We start from the raw sequence: 15,158 nt of genomic DNA, 5'->3' as shown, positions 1-15,158 counted from the left end.
TTGCCTATCGCTAACAACGAAATATTCAATTTTTTAATTTAATGCTTAGCCGTTATAGTAAGCCCAATTCACGTTATTCTGGAGTTTAACAATGTTTGCAGTAATTTTTGGTCGTCCGGGTTGCCCTTATTGTGTTCGTGCAAAACAGATTGCTGAACAACTTAGCGAAGCACATGAAGACTACAGCTTCCGTTATGTTGATATTCATGCTGAAGGTATTTCTAAAGCTGATTTGGAAAAAACCGTAGGCAAACCTGTAGAAACAGTACCGCAGATTTTTGTTGATGAAACACACGTGGGCGGCTGTACAGAATATGAAGCATTAATGCGTGAGCAATTTGATATCTAATTGCTAAGTAAGATGCTGTTAAAGCCTGGCCTTGGTCAGGCTTTTTGCGTTTTAAGGCTGGGTAAATAAAAACGTACAGCAGATTAGGCAAATGCTAGGTTCAAAATTTGTTACCCTTGCTGCTTTTTTAGCTAAGCTCAAATTAACTCAATACCATTTAATACTCGGGAGAGAATGATGGATGCTAGCTACATGTTAAACCTAGAAGCCAACATATTATTGGGCATTGTGAACGAAAAGTTACGCCTAGAGTGCGATAGCTTGGAAGATCTCGCCTTAACGTTTGGCCTTGAAGAGCGATCTTTAGCGCGCCGTTTAGAAACTATTGGTTATCACTATAATGCGATAAGTAACCAGTTTAAGCAGATTTGATCTTGGCTTAAGTGACTGAATGTTAGACACTGTTGATGTGTCTAACAGGAGGTTACCGATGCTAAAGAAAGGATGTTTTTTACTTGCGTGGAGTATTTCGCTACCGGCTCTGGCCGATCTTAGTATTGGAGCGGGTTACACCTTTGGTGGTGAAATGACCGACCTTGATACAGAAGAAACCTACTCGGTGCGTTCTGCACCTTCTTATATGGCGGCTTTTGATTTTGCCACCACCAGTGGTGAAAACCGCAAGCGCGAAACCTACGACAATTACGTTGGGGCTTTAGTCTCTTGGCAAAACACCGAGATGAACGACAACGCTAACACCGACGTTGACGTATTGTATGCTCACCTAACCGCCTCTCGCCGTTGGCAGTATGAGAATTTTGAAACCTTTGCTAGTGGTGGTGCCGGTCTTACTCATTTTGCGGCAAGCCCTGGCAGCGACACCCAGCGTTTTTCTATTAGTATTGGTGGTGGTTATTTTTATCACCTAACCGAGAACCTCGATTTAAAACTAGAGGGACGCTTGTACGGCACCTTTGTAAACGACGGAACCAAAATAGAATGTGGCCCAGGATGCCAAGTGACCTTTGTTGGCGGTTATTGGTCGCAATTGGGTCTTAACATGGGCTTGAATTACCGTTTCTAGGTGTTTGAATCAACCGTATTTTATTCTGCATGCGTTTAATTAACTTGAGCATTAACTAAATAAAATGCTTAATAATTAGTCGCTTGCAGAGCTTTCCTTAAAGTTCCGCTGTCATTAATCTTTAATATTTCAGTCACCTCTCTGTCATTTACCAGTCCTAAGATTTGTTCAACTTTTACTTGATACAGTTCACATTTTTTAGGGATTAAAATGAAAAAGCTTACTCTTATTGCTATCGCAGTTGCCGCTGCTTCTGGTTCAGCTAACGCTGCTAAAGTATACGAAGACGAGAAACACGCTGTAGACCTATATGGTCGTATTTACGCGGGTTACACTGCTGGTGACGACGCTGGTAAGTCTGATAACTTTGGTGCAGACCAATACGTACGTTTTGGCGCTAAAGTTAAATCTATGATTGGCGCGTCAAACTACGCTTTAGGTCGTTACGAGCTACAAATGGAAAACAACGGCGAAGGTGACAACACTTCAGCAACTAAAGCGCGTTTAGCTTACGCTGGTTTTGGTGGAGACTTCGGTGAAGTTACCTTTGGTCGTAACTACGGTGCTCTAGAGTTAGTCGCTGACTGGACTGACTCAAGCTACGTTAACCCATACGGTAACTCTGCTATCGGCATCAGCTCTAGCCGTGAAGAAGGTATTGGCCGTTCAGACAGCGTTCTTAAATACGCGGGTGAATTCAGCGGTTTCGATATCCACGCTTCTTACAAGTTTAACGACAACCAAAAAATGGACGATGCTGATGGCAACCAAACGGTTGACGCAGACAACTCTGCTTACGGTATTGCTTTAGCTTACACGTTTGATTTTGGTCTTGGTCTAGGTGCGGGTTACAACATCGCTAACAATGGCGAAGCAAAAGACAGCAAGCTAGCGTTATTGGGTGTTAACTACGATGCAAATGGCGTTTACGCAGCAGCTAACTACTCGATGGGCGAAAACAACAAAGCATTTAAACTTCACGGTTCAGACGCTAAAAACGAGCATACTGGTTACGAGCTAGTTGCAGGTTACAAGTTCACTAAAACCTTCCGTGCGCAAGCAATGTGGAACAAAGCTGAAGTTGAGCCACAAGGCGGAGCTAAGTACGACAACGTTGATTACTACACAATTGAAGGCCGTTACGACCTAACTAAGCAATTGCGTATCGTTGCTGCTTACCAAATCAACAACATCGACAATGCTGAGAACGAGTTCCACTTCGCAGCACGTTACGACTTCTAAGACAGTTACAACACACGCTAAGCGCCTAACTTAGCGTGTTCCTTATTTTCTTGTGTATGTTTGTCTTTTGCCAGCGCCTTTACGGCGCTGGTTTTTTATTTTCTACAGATATACTCAGCATAAAAAAACCACTCATAGTGGAGTGGCTTTTTAGTATGAGTGGCAGACAGCGAGTTAGCGCTCTACATCCATAATTAAAATTTTAGAGCGTCGCTGCAGGTTATAAATAGCCTGTTTCTCGGTGGGTAAGTCTTCGAAATCAGCGGGGCTAAAACCACGCTCCCTGAACCAATGAATACTTTTAGTTGTGAGCACAAACAATTTTGCTAACCCCTGTTGACGGGCTCGATTAACAATGGCTTGAAGTAGTCGATCACCTCGGCTCGCTTGGCGGTATTGCGGGTGGCTAACTAAACACGCTAGCTCACCAATGTTTTCATTATTGAAGGCGTACAATGCAGCGCAACCAATGATCATGCCGTCGCGCTCAACAATGGTAAATCGCTCAATTTCCATTTCTAGCAACTCGCGGGAGCGCCTTACCAGTATGCCTTCTTCTTCCAACGGGCGAATCAGCTCAATGATGCCATTAATGTCATCCAATCTCGCTTCTCTAACTCGCTCATAACTATATTGCACCAGCTGAGTACCACTGCCGTCACGGGTATAGAGCTCTTTTAGCAATGCGCCGTCTTGCTGGTAACTCACCAAATGACAGCGGTCGATGCCTCGGTCACTGCATTGAATGGCCGCCCGCAAATAACGCAGAGTATCTTTGTCGGTATCACGTAAAAAGGGCTCTGAGCGCATTAGCTCGTTGGCCGCATCGGGCAATAGTTCGCTAATCAACTGGCCTTTGTCATTGTGAATACCTTGCTCGGGGCTGAAGTAAATGACTTTATCTGCTTTCAAAGAGACCGCTATTTCGGTGGTGATATCTTCCGAGCAAATGTTAAATAGCTCGCCGGTTACCGATACTCCTAATGGAGACACCATAACTATTTCACCATGGTCTAGTTGGCGCTTAATACTTTGGTGGTTAATACGGCGCACTTTTCCGGTATGCAGAAAATCAATGCCATCTTCAATACCAATTGGTTGCGCCACTACAAAATTGCCACGAACCACATTGATATGAGCTTGATGCAAAGGAGAGTTAACCAAGCCCATAGATAGCTGGGCTTCAATATCCATTTGGATCTGACCTACTGCTTGTTTGATGATGTTTAAGCTACGCTCATCGGTGATTCGCTGCTCGCCAGCAAACATGCAGCTGTGGTGGTGCTCCTCGATTAAACTGTCTATTTGCGGGCGGGCGCCACACACCAACACAATTTTCACACCAAGAGTTTTGAGCAAGGCAATATCTTGAATAATGTTATTAAAGTTGGCGCTAGTGCTAGCTTCTCCGCTTAACATCACTACAAAGGTTTTGCCGCGATGGGCGTTTATGTAAGGAGCCGACTGGCGAAACCAGCTGACTAAATCTTCGGCAGAGCGGTTCAAATTCTTCTCCGTGAATAACTAAACGTAAGATTTGACTTAATAGTCAAATATTCGGTTATTGTTGCATATCCATCAACATTGTCGAGCAATAAGTTTTTCTCGATGACAAATCTTATACATATGTTATGGCCAATTCAGTTGTGTACTATCGCGAGGTAGAGTATAAGCTGCTGTAACATTTAATGACTACCTCAGTATATGTTGAGGTAGCAGGTAAAAATGGAATAAATTTATTACGAGAGGTATTTATGGATAACTATGTCGTACCTGAGCATTTGGCCATGCGTAAGCAACCTAGCCAAGAGCGTACCAGACGACTAGTGGAACACATCTTAGACAGCACCTTGTCTTTGATTCAAGAGCAAGGGATGGCTGCAGTAAATACCAACTTGATTGCCCAACATGCAGAAATCGATATTGCTTCGTTGTACCGCTTTTTTAAAAATAAAGAGGCCATCTTCTTTTCGTTGGCTATGCGCTGGTTTAAAAAGGTTCAAATTGTGGTGGAAGATGTCAACTTCCAGCAAACCTTAGGCAATATCGTAGAGTATCCAGATAGCGCCCAAAGTAAGATAAATGCCCTAGACGAAACAGAAGTGATGCTAGTGAGTTTTCATGAATTGTTTACTCATGATAAAGACTTTAAAGCGCTTGAGAGCTGGCACCGGGTGATAGTGATTGAGCAAACTAAGCGCTCATTTATCAGTCACGGCTCGAAGTGGGATGATGAAGCCTTAACCAGTGTTTGTTTGTACCTGTACGGACTGACTCGCAATTTTATGGCGGGTACCATTGGCTTTTCGGCAGAAGAGCATCACCACCAGTTCACTTGGTTTCAAATCATGCTGAATCAATTACGCAAAATGGTACTGCTAGAAAAAGTACCAGAGAAGTTTTTACGCTAAGGCGTTGCTCACAATATGTGCTTGGTTGGTAGTAGGGTATTCTTGCTCATCAACTAGGCGCTCTGCACCCAAGCAATGTAACCAAGACCCATAATCTAAGGTTTTGTTTCCTAATATTAATTCTTTTAAGACCTGTTCTGATAAACCTTGAGTAATAGGTTTACAGCTGGGCCAAGATTTCCTGTCATTTTGTGCGATCGTCACTGTATTTTCTACGCCTATAAGGTCAAACTGTTCTGCATATAAGTTTCAGTGTGGGTCAATTTGGCGATAAACAAGCTCACTTGTTTAGTCTATGTGAATTAACGCTCAATTTTTGACCAGGTAAAGAGTGAAAGCATGCAGTGCTTCACACTATTTTTTAGGAGAGTTGTCCATGGAACTGGAAGCCTTTTTCCAGCAGGTAAAAAAACTGCCAGTAATGCCGCAAATTATGCAGGAATTACTGACAAGCATTAATGATGAAAATGTTGATCTTCACCATTTGGGTAAAAAGCTGGCGACCGACCAATCTTTGGGTGCGAACGTATTAAAAATGGCTAACTCAGCCGCGTTTCGTGGGGTTAAGCAAATTGACTCTATTGAAGCGGCCGCGATCCGCTTAGGTTTAAAACGGGTTCGTTCACTGGTAGTGGCTGCGGGCCTAAATGGCATGATGCCGAGCAAAAACTTCGACCAACAACAGTTTTGGGGACAAGCCATGTACGTGGCGTTGTTAGCGCAAGCATTAGCTAAAAGCACCCATGTTGAACCTGAAACAGCCTTTACCTGTGGCATGTTACACAACTTTGGTGAGCTGCTGATTGCCAGTGCAACGCCTGAAGAAGCAGGGTTAATTGAGTTGTGCTTGGAAACGGGCGAAACGCGGGTGTCGGCACAGCGTAAAACCTTGGGTTTAGACTATGCGCAAATTGGTGGCGAATTAGCGCGTCGCTGGAATTTCTCGCCGGTGATTACCGATGCCATTGAACAGCAGTTAAATCCAATGGACTTTGATGAAGTGTCTAAACCCGCGGTGTTAATCCGTTTGGCAATATTTGCGCATCATGCCTTAAACGCTGGCCTAAGTGCCGAAATGGTAGGTAAAAACTTACCTGAGCCGCTATGTGAAGTGGTTGAGTTGGATAAATCTACCGTGGCTAGTTTTATTGAAGAAGCGGTAGAACAGGGCGAAGCAATGGTTGCTACCACGACCGCCTAAATTCAAACCGCTTATTAAAAAAGGGGTTAGCTTAGCTAACCCCTTTTTGTTAGTTGGCGGTTTTTTCAAAGCCTTTTAACCACCACAGTTTAAAGCGGCGTAAGCCCGCCTTAGCATCTTCCAGCAGTAAGTAGTTAACCGGCACTATCAGCAGGGTGATGCTGGTAGCGAAAATAATCCCAAAGCCAAGTGACACCGCCATGGGAATCAAAAACTGCGCTTGAGTACTCTTTTCAAAAATTAACGGCATTAAACCGGCAAAGGTGGTGAGCGAAGTAAGAATTACCGCTCTAAAACGGGCCACGCCGGCTTTAGTTACCGCGGTCATTAAATCTACGCCTGCTTTACGTTGGCGGTTTATATAGTCCACTAATACCAAGCTGTCGTTCACAACTACTCCGGTGAGCGCCAGCATGCCCATCATACTCATAATGGTTAGTGGCATGCCCATAATCATATGACCAAGTACCGCACCAACCGCTCCGTAAGGAATAATCGACATCACCACTGTAGGTTGCCAGTAAGAACCAAAAGGAATCGCTAGCAGGCCGTAAATAACAAACAGTACAAACAATAAACCCAAGGCCAAACTGGTAAAGGATTCTCGTTGCTCTTTGGCTTCGCCTTCTAAGCTGAAATTAACCTGCGGGTAAGCCACTAAGGTTTGGCTTAACCACTGCTGCAGTTCGGCCTTAATTACCTCAATATTCGCCTGCTCTTTGTTTACATCGGCGCGAATGTTTTGGGTTCGCATACGGTCGATGCGAGTAATGGTTGCCGGGCTTTGTGAGGGAATCACGCTAGCTACTTCGCTAAACGGCAGCTCTGCGCCATCGGGAGTGCGAATTAACATGTTATTTAAGTTGTATTGAGAGCGCCGTTCATTGGCGGGGTAGCGTACATATACTTTCACGTCTTCGCGACCGCGTTGAATACGTTGTACTTGGTAACCAAAAAAAGCACTGCGTACTTGTTGAGCAAGGTCGTTTAGGGTTAAGCCAAGTGCTTGCGCTTGGGGTTTAATGTTTAACTGCAGCTCTAATTTCCCATCGGCTAAGCTGTCTTCTACATCAAACACCGCTGGGTACTCTTGCAGCTTTTGCTTGGTGAGATCGGCCACTTGCGCCATTGCTGCAAAATCGTTGCTACTAAACTGCACATCTAAAGGTGAACCACCGCGACCAATTTCAGCACGAAAAGTGAGGCTTTCTGCGCCCGGTAACGACCCAATAAGCTGGCGCCATTCACGCACCAAATCACCACTACTCATGGTATTGCTGCGCGACTCCGGAGGCTCTATTTCAAAGACGACTCGGCCTTTATTGCTTTGGCCGCTGCCCGAGCCACCGCTAGACCCACTAGTGGCTAAAATGTTGAGAATGATACTGTCGCCGCTGTCGGGGTCGCGATACTTGTCTTGCAGGTTTATGGCGGCATCTAACATGCGATTAATATAATTGTCGGTGGTATTAAATGCTGTACCTGCTGGCATCACTAAGGTGGCGCGGGCGGTTTCGCTGGGTACTCTTGGGAAGAAAATAAAGCGCACCCAGCCGGCAGTGGCTAGCGACAGCACCACCACAAAAACGCTTATCGCAATAGCGGCAGATAATACTCGGCGAGATAAGGCGCGTTTTAACAGTGGTTGATAAAACCTAAGAATGGCTGCTTCAAAGCCGTCGGCAAGTTTGTTTTGCCAGTAACTAAAGCGGCTTTGGGTTTGTTTGTTCACCGGTTTGATGTGTTTTAAGTGAGCCGGCAAAATCAGTTTCGACTCCACTAATGAGAACATCAGTACTGGAATAACAATCAGCGGAATTTGTGCAAAAATTTTGCCCCTCACTCCATCTATCATCATTAGCGGGAGAAAAGCCGCCACCGTGGTAAGTACGCCAAAGGTTACCGGTATCGCGACTTCTTGGGTGCCCTTAATCGCGGCATGTAAGGGTTCCTCTCCAGCTTTTAAGTGGGTGTAAATATTCTCGCCTGTCACAATGGCGTCATCCACCAAGATCCCCAGCACCATGATAAAGGCAAATAGAGAGATAATATTAATGGTCACATCCATGGTTGGCATCATTAGCAAACCGCCCATAAAGCTAATGGGGATGCCGATACATACCCAAACCGCAATGGCGGGGCGAAGGAATATCGCCAGCAATAAGGCCACTAAAATACAGCCCTGAATGGCACTGTTTTTAAGGGTGTTTAAGCGCGCTTTCACCACTTTGGCGCTATCTCGCCAATAGTTTAGTGCCAGCCCTTGTGGCAAATAAGGTTGTTTATTGGTGATGTATTGTTTTACCGCATCGGAGATGGCAATCGCACTTTGGTCACCTACGCGATAAACCTCTATCATCACCGTGGGCTGTTTATTAAAGCGGTTAATAATCGGCGTTTCTTCAAAGCCGTCCACCACTGTTGCAATATCAGATAGCTTAATGCGAGTACCATCGGCGCGGCTAATGATCAGTAGGTCGGCAAATTCATCGCCCACATAAGCTTGGCCTTTGGTACGCAGTAAAATTTCGCCGCCTTGGGTTTTTACTGAACCGGCCGACAAATCTAAAGAGGCTTGGCTAATAATTTGCGCCACTTTGCTCAGCTCTAAACCATATTCACGGAGTTTTTGCTCTGACACCTCAATGGAGATTTCGTAGGGCGCTACCGAATCTAACTCTACTTGGGTTAGCTCCGGGAGTTGCAACAATTCGTCTCGAATGGATTCGGCCACTAAGCGCAGCTCTTTATGCGCAATGTCGCCAGATACCGCCACGGTAATGGTTTCACGTTTGCGTTGGCTTAAGCTTACTACCGGGCGTTCGGCGTCACTGGGGAAAGTATTTACCGCATCAATGCGCGATTTAATATCGCTCATTACATCGCGAGTATCGTAGTGAGAGTTGATTTCAGCACTGACCCGCGCAGCACCTTCTTGTGACACGGAGGATATTTGCTCGATACCTTCAATGTCACTAATCGCTTCTTCAATGCGAATGGCGAGGCTTTCTTCGCTTTCTTCTGGGCTTGAACCGGGCAGCGATATGCTTACGTTTACCATGTCCAGTTCAAACTCGGGGAATACCTCTAAGGGCAAACGAAACTTTGCCGAGTAAAGACCTAAACCAACAATTAACACCATCAGCAGGTTGGCGGCAACATGGTTACGCGTAAACCAGGCGATTAATCCATGCATAATAACATCCTAGGTAGAGCAGCTAAGAGGTGCATGGTTAGGCTCCTATCGGCTTGGCAGGAGTGCCGCTTATCACTCGCCCGAGTGGGGTGGTGACTAAGGTTTGTCCGGCACTTATACCGCTTTCTACAATGTAGCTATCTTGGTCTTGCCAAATAATGCTTACGGTTTTGCGTTGCAATAAACCGTCTTCCAAAATAATCACCTGCTGGCCTGAATACAGGGCGCTGCGCGGTATAACAAATACCTGCTCTAGGGTTTTACCTTGAATAGTGGCTCGAACAAATTGGCCGATTTTAAGAGAAGGTTTGTTCTCGTTGGCTGGGCCGTAAGGATCGTTAATTTGTGCCACTAGGTACAATTGACGACTGGCACTGTCGAGGGCGGCTTCACTGCGCTCAACCTGGGCGTTCCACTGATATTCATGTGCGCCAAAGTTAGAGCGTAAACTCACTTGAGGTTTAACCACATCAGCGTTTGAACGACGGAAGTTTTCAGGAATATTCAACACACTTTGCTCATTCAAACTCAGTGGCAAGCGTACTTCTAAATAGTCGATGGCGTAGCTGCTGGCGAGCGATTTACCGCTACTCACGTACTCACCCAGTTCCGCACTTTTTTCTAAAACTCGCCCAGCATAAGGGGCACGAATAACGGTGCGTTCTAAATCTAATTTGGCCTTGGTGAGCTTGGCCTTGGCCGAGGCTAATCCCGCTTCTTGAGCAGCTAACTGCGGTTTGCGTAGTACCAAATCGTTGGCGGGTTTACCTTTGCCTAGGCGTTTCCAGTCGCGTAAGGCTTGTTCCACTTTGGCCTGTTCTTCGGCTAGCAATAGCTGAGTTGATTGCAACTCAGCTTCGGCAATGGTGATGGCATTTTGATAGTCACGGGCATCTATTTTTACCAGTACTTCGCCTTTTTCAAAAAAAGCCCCTTCACGAAAACTGTCTGATACGTAGGTAATGCTGCCGGCAACCTGGGCAATTAAACTGGCTTCGGTATGTGCTTGTACGCTGCCGTAAGAGTTAACTTTTGCTTGATAGCGTTGGGGGGCTAATGGCATCACTTCTACCGACAGCTCAGCTAATTGAGCCTGAGGTTTGCGCTGAGCCTGAGGTTTGTTTGCCTTAATGTATTGGCTTATCAGCAAACCAATGATGATCACCAATAGAGGCAAGCTAAGACGTATCAGTTTGGCCATATTAGGCAACACTCCCTGTTAAAATAATGGCTCTGAGGCAAAGGCCTCTCGCGTAGTTTGGGCTTGGTTTAAGCCTCCACCTAGTGCCAGGTAAAGCTCAATACGGTTTTGTAACTGCAAGTTTAAGGCGTTAATGGCACTGCTACGCGCATCAAAGGCGCGGCGTTGCGATTCCAACACTGTGACATACTCATTTAAACCCGCCAGATAGTTTTCAAAGGCCAAAGACTCGGCTTGTTTAGAATCTTCTGCAGCAGTGGCGAGTAGTTGGGCATTTTGATACAGGCTGGGTTCAAGGTTTAAGCTTTGCTCAACTTCGGCAAAGCTATTTAATACTTGCTCTACATAAGCGGCATTGAGAGATTGAGCTTTCGCATATTGTTGTAGTTGTTGATTCTCGCGGCGAGCCGCGTCAAAAATGGGAGCGGTCACCCCAGCAAATAGAGACCACACCAAAGATTCTGCATCCAATAGCTGCCCTAGTTGGTCACTTTGGCCGCCACCACTGGCGGTAAGCGTTAGGCTAGGGAAGCGATCTCGATACGCGGCATACACCCGTAAATCGGCAGCCGCCAGTTGGTATTGCGCCGCTTTAATGTCGTGCCGTCGATTAAGCAACTCTGAGGGAACACCCGCTGGCATCGCCGCTAGTGGCACATCTAATACACCGTCTACTTGAATAAGGCCACTAGGGTAGCGGCCCAACAACAACTCCAACTCTCGTTGGGCTTGGGTGAGTTGGGTGGTTCGCGAATTTAACTGGGCGCGAGCAGCGCTTAAATCTGCCCTAGCAAGGTATACATCTAACGCGCTGTTAAGGCCGCCTTGGTAGCTCTCTTCAATAATTTGTAAGTTGGCTTTTAAATTATCGTAACGCTCGGCAATTAGTTGCTTTTGTAGTTGAGCTTCTATCACGTTATACCATTGTTGAGTAGTGTTTGCGGCTAAGCGAATTTGAGCTTGTTGCCACTGTTCAAAGCTGACTTTGGCATCTAATACTGCAGCTTGTTGGCGCGCATCTAGCTTGCCAAGCCAGTCGATTTCCCAACTAAAATCTAAGCCTACTCTAAACTGACTGGCGCTATCGCTATTGGTGCCGCTACGTTGGCCACTTACAAAGGCGTCAATGCTGGGCCATTGCTGAGCATTTTGAATTCGAATTTGATAAAGCTGTTGGTCTAGGGCAAAACCTTGTTGTTGCAGTTGCGGGTTACTGCGTAATGCTTCTTTAAGTAGCGGTTGCAATGAAGGAGGCAGTGCTTGCTCAAAGCGTTGTTCGGTAAACTCGCCTTGCTGAAATTGGCTGGTCCAGCTGCTTGCCGCCAACTCGCCAGAGGGCTGGTGCTTCGGGTTATCGGTCATGCTGCAACCGGTTAAGGTGGCAAGTAGTGCTGGTATCCAAACCCATGCAGCCAAGCGCATTGCTGTTCCTTTGTCTATTTCCCTACAGATGGTGTTATTTAACGTTGCTTAGCCAGTGATGTCGAGTGCAGATTATTGCTTTTACCTTAATTTACAGTCGCTTTGGTTTTTATTCCAAAGCTAGGTGCTTATTGCAGCTTATACATTTGCACTATCCAATCGAAAACCGAGTCTGCATTGAGCGGACGTTTCAAACTTGTTTTAGCTAGAACGAACTGGGTAGGGGATAAGATCATTTGTCGTTTATCTATAAGTGCTGCGGCGTAGTCTGGCGCAAATTCGGGATGACCCTGAATAGCCAAAATATGCTGGTCTATTTGGTACATAAAGTTAGGACAAAAATCACTGCTGGCCAGTAACTCTGCTTGCGGAGGCAATTGAGTCACTTGATCTTGGTGGCTAACTAAAATACGAAACGGTTCGGTTTTGGCATTGTCTTCACCCTCAAGCGAGGGGCTGACCCAGGACGGTTTTTGTAACAAGTTGTTGGCCGCGACACCTAAGCCCCATCCTTTCGCCGATTTCTCTACTTTGCCACCTAAAGCACGGGCGATAACTTGATGCCCAAAACAAATGCCCGCCAAGGGGCGTTGTAATTGTTCACACTGCTGAACCCAGCTTATTAATTGCAAAATCCATGGTTGTTGGTCGTAGGCGTTATGGCGGCTGCCAGTAATTAAAAATCCGTCAAACTGATTCAATTTTGGTAATTCGTTGTTGAGCACGTCAAACACATCGAATTGTAGCTTGCTGTCTTGAGCCAATAAATGCTGCTTAAACATGTCGGGATATTCGCCAAATTCTTCAACTAATTGGCTGTCAACTCGGTCGCAATTAAGAAGCGCTATTTGCATAGTAAAAACCCAGAAAAAGCAATGTTTATAAAGACCAGCTGTTAAATAAACTGTATCAAGTATGGAATAATTATCTATATTTGTGTAGCTTTGTTAAATATAACGTAACGAGTGGCGGCATAAACCGGAGGGAACATGGTTCAGCATAACTTACAATATTGGCAACAACAGGCACTAGATTTAGACTTCCCAAAACAAGCATTTATTAACGGTGAATTTGTTGATGCTGTGTCAGGTAAAACCTTTACCAGTATTAATCCGGCCACTGGTGAAATTTTAGCAGAGCTGGCGGAATGTGACGCTGCAGATGTTGAATTAGCCGTGCAAGCTGCTCGCAATGCCTACCAAAGTGGGGTGTGGTCAAACCTTGCTCCCGCAGAACGTAAACAAGTATTACAGGCGTTTGCACAGCTAATAGAGCAGCACCAAGCGCAACTCGCCTTGTTAGAAAGCTTAGACATGGGCAAGCCAATTGGTGATGCCTTGTCTTACGACGCGCCCGCCACCGCACGCTGTATCGCCTGGAATGGAGAGGCAATAGACAAGGTCTACGACGAAGTCGCTCCTGTTACCAGCGATGCCCTAGCCTTAGTCACGCGTGAAGCCTTAGGAGTGGTGGCTGCTATTGTGCCGTGGAACTTCCCGCTGGTAATGGCTTCATGGAAAATTGGTCCCGCTCTTGCCACCGGTAACTCGGTTATTTTAAAACCGTCAGAAAAGTCACCCTTAAGCGCACTGTACTTAGCCAAATTAGCCAAACAAGCAGGTATACCAAATGGCGTATTCAATGTATTGCCAGGTTACGGCCACACTGCAGGCCAAGCCTTAGCGCTGCACATGGACGTAGATTGCATCACCTTTACTGGCTCTACTGCGGTAGGTAAAAAACTGGTGCAGTTTTCTGGTCAATCAAACCTTAAGCGCGCCTTTATGGAATGTGGCGGTAAAAGCCCCAACCTAGTGTGTGCCGACGTTGCCGATTTAGACAAAGCGGCCGCCACTGCAGTAGCCGCAATTTTTTATAACCAAGGCGAAGTATGTACCGCAGGCTCGCGCTTAATTGTGCATCGCAGTGTGCATCAAGCCTTAGTAGAAAAAATGTTGGCCTTAGTGGAGCAGTGGCAGCCGGGCAATCCTTTAGATCCCAATACCAGCATGGGGGCAATGGTTGATGAAGGCCAAATGCAACGGGTACTCGGCTTTATAGAGGCGGCTAAAGCACAAGGAGCCAAGTTGCTATGTGGTGGCCAACAAACACGTAAAGAAAGCGGTGGCTTTTATATTCAACCGACTATTTTTGACGACGTTGATGCCAATTTAGACATTGTAAAGCAGGAGGTGTTTGGTCCCGTGTTAGTGATTCAAGTGTTTGATGAACTAGAGCAGGGCATTGCCTTAGCCAACGATACCGAATACGGCTTAGCAGCAGGATTGTGGACTGCCGACATTAACACTGCAGTGCGCACTTCACGCGCTTTACGGGCAGGAACGGTATTTGTAAACAATTGGGATGGTGGCGATATGACCATGCCATTCGGTGGCTTTAAACAATCGGGTAATGGCCGAGACAAATCGTTGCACGCACTCGAAAAATACACCGAACTTAAATCAACCTGGATAGACTTAAGTTAGTGACAAGGCTATTTGCCCGATTCGTGAGTGTCGGGCGTTTCAATAAAGTGGTCCAAGATAAACTGCTGGTCGAGAGGGTTTAAATCAAATCGAAACGCAACTTCGTTGAGTGAACGAGCATCATGACAATGATGCTCGCCAATGTACTTAACCGCTCGAATCAAATCAGTTCCCTTGGGCAGCAAGTAACAATCGCTCATCGCTAGCCCTCCATACATGGGTACCTAAAGTATAGTTGCCCCCGCTAAAACTAAGGTGTATTCGCCCGTTTTCGCCAAGCTTTTGTGCAAATTTGTTAAGGCGAGCAATGCTTGCGTTTTATCTTATTGAAATTGGCTTGCCGACCTTAAGCAAGTATTGACTGACACAAAGGGGATAAGCTCACTATTTGGGTCAACAAGGGCAATGTTAGCGCCCTAGATTCTCAGAATATTTGCGCCATACAAGCCGCGAAATTTCTCGTTGTTTTGGTCTAGCGAAAAGCCGGAATGGGTAGCACTTTAAGGTGGAGTTCTTTGTCTATTTCTTGATATTTACTGTTTTTTTCACGGCTCTTCACCGTTCTTGGTGGAAAGTCATATCAAGCCCTCCAAAGTGAAATAAAATGGCTCGCTTAAAGCGTTCTT

Annotated in this window: 14 protein-coding genes; 7 read left to right on the top strand and 7 right to left on the bottom strand. The window is 45.9% G+C overall.

Annotated elements, in window-relative coordinates:
• Positions 1-91 precede the first annotated feature (91 nt).
• The 4 genes from Q4592_RS14825 (at position 92) to Q4592_RS14810 (ending at position 2,615) form a co-directional block, all read left to right on the top strand.
• Positions 92-349 carry a GrxA family glutaredoxin gene (locus Q4592_RS14825; RefSeq protein WP_137672398.1) on the top strand — a complete coding sequence of 86 codons (258 nt, stop codon included), beginning with the start codon at positions 92-94 and terminating at the stop codon, positions 347-349.
• Positions 350-523: 174 nt separating this feature from the next.
• Positions 524-721, top strand: coding sequence for a DUF4250 domain-containing protein (locus Q4592_RS14820; RefSeq protein ID WP_235836167.1), 198 nt, complete (start codon positions 524-526; stop codon positions 719-721).
• A 58-nt stretch (positions 722-779) separates the two neighbouring features.
• Positions 780-1,373: a hypothetical protein gene (locus Q4592_RS14815; RefSeq protein WP_137672397.1), complete on the top strand. Its 594-nt coding sequence runs from the start codon at positions 780-782 to the stop codon at positions 1,371-1,373.
• A 210-nt stretch (positions 1,374-1,583) separates the two neighbouring features.
• Complete coding sequence (locus tag Q4592_RS14810) at positions 1,584-2,615, top strand: porin (RefSeq protein ID WP_303514498.1); 1,032 nt, start codon at positions 1,584-1,586, stop codon at positions 2,613-2,615.
• Positions 2,616-2,789: 174 nt separating this feature from the next.
• Here the strand turns inward: Q4592_RS14810 and argA are convergent, their stop codons facing one another.
• Positions 2,790-4,121 carry an amino-acid N-acetyltransferase gene (argA, locus tag Q4592_RS14805; protein ID WP_303514496.1) on the bottom strand — a complete coding sequence of 444 codons (1,332 nt, stop codon included), beginning with the start codon at positions 4,119-4,121 and terminating at the stop codon, positions 2,790-2,792.
• A gap of 182 nt (positions 4,122-4,303) precedes the next feature.
• Here argA and Q4592_RS14800 point away from each other — a divergent pair, with 182 nt between their 5' ends.
• Positions 4,304-5,026: a TetR/AcrR family transcriptional regulator gene (locus tag Q4592_RS14800; RefSeq protein WP_303514494.1), complete on the top strand. Its 723-nt coding sequence runs from the start codon at positions 4,304-4,306 to the stop codon at positions 5,024-5,026.
• Here the strand turns inward: Q4592_RS14800 and Q4592_RS14795 are convergent.
• Positions 5,018-5,230, bottom strand: a complete 213-nt coding sequence (locus tag Q4592_RS14795; protein ID WP_137672393.1) for a hypothetical protein — start codon at positions 5,228-5,230, stop codon at positions 5,018-5,020. The two genes, Q4592_RS14800 and Q4592_RS14795, sit on opposite strands and share 9 nt — an antisense overlap.
• A gap of 172 nt (positions 5,231-5,402) precedes the next feature.
• Between Q4592_RS14795 and Q4592_RS14790 the strand changes: the two genes are divergently transcribed.
• On the top strand, positions 5,403-6,227 hold the full coding sequence (locus Q4592_RS14790; RefSeq protein WP_137672392.1) for an HDOD domain-containing protein: 825 nt from the start codon (positions 5,403-5,405) through the stop codon (positions 6,225-6,227).
• Positions 6,228-6,276: 49 nt separating this feature from the next.
• Here the strand turns inward: Q4592_RS14790 and Q4592_RS14785 are convergent, their stop codons facing one another.
• The 4 genes from Q4592_RS14785 to Q4592_RS14770 all read right to left on the bottom strand — a co-directional run bounded on the left by Q4592_RS14785 (position 6,277) and on the right by Q4592_RS14770 (position 12,900).
• Positions 6,277-9,423, bottom strand: a complete 3,147-nt coding sequence (locus Q4592_RS14785; protein ID WP_303514489.1) for an efflux RND transporter permease subunit — start codon at positions 9,421-9,423, stop codon at positions 6,277-6,279.
• Positions 9,424-9,460: 37 nt separating this feature from the next.
• Positions 9,461-10,624 (bottom strand): efflux RND transporter periplasmic adaptor subunit, encoded by a 1,164-nt coding sequence (locus tag Q4592_RS14780; protein WP_303514486.1) that lies wholly within the window; start codon positions 10,622-10,624, stop codon positions 9,461-9,463.
• 18 nt (positions 10,625-10,642) lie between these two features.
• Positions 10,643-12,046, bottom strand: a complete 1,404-nt coding sequence (locus tag Q4592_RS14775) for an efflux transporter outer membrane subunit (protein ID WP_303514484.1) — start codon at positions 12,044-12,046, stop codon at positions 10,643-10,645.
• A 128-nt stretch (positions 12,047-12,174) separates the two neighbouring features.
• Complete coding sequence (locus Q4592_RS14770) at positions 12,175-12,900, bottom strand: gamma-glutamyl-gamma-aminobutyrate hydrolase family protein (protein WP_303514483.1); 726 nt, start codon at positions 12,898-12,900, stop codon at positions 12,175-12,177.
• 135 nt (positions 12,901-13,035) lie between these two features.
• On the opposite strand from Q4592_RS14770, the gene Q4592_RS14765 reads away from it, so the two are divergent.
• Complete coding sequence (locus tag Q4592_RS14765) at positions 13,036-14,532, top strand: aldehyde dehydrogenase (RefSeq protein ID WP_303514482.1); 1,497 nt, start codon at positions 13,036-13,038, stop codon at positions 14,530-14,532.
• An 8-nt stretch (positions 14,533-14,540) separates the two neighbouring features.
• Here the strand turns inward: Q4592_RS14765 and Q4592_RS14760 are convergent, their stop codons facing one another.
• The gene (locus tag Q4592_RS14760; protein WP_137672386.1) at positions 14,541-14,732 is read right to left on the bottom strand and encodes a hypothetical protein; all 192 of its coding nucleotides are present in this window, start codon (positions 14,730-14,732) and stop codon (positions 14,541-14,543) included.
• Between the last annotated feature and the right edge of the window lie 426 nt (positions 14,733-15,158).

It is taken from the genome of Agarivorans sp. 1_MG-2023 (genome assembly GCF_030548385.1).
GTDB lineage: Bacteria > Pseudomonadota > Gammaproteobacteria > Enterobacterales > Celerinatantimonadaceae > Agarivorans.
Note: the sequence above shows the minus strand (reverse complement) of the source record. Positions and strands in the feature narration are given on the sequence as shown.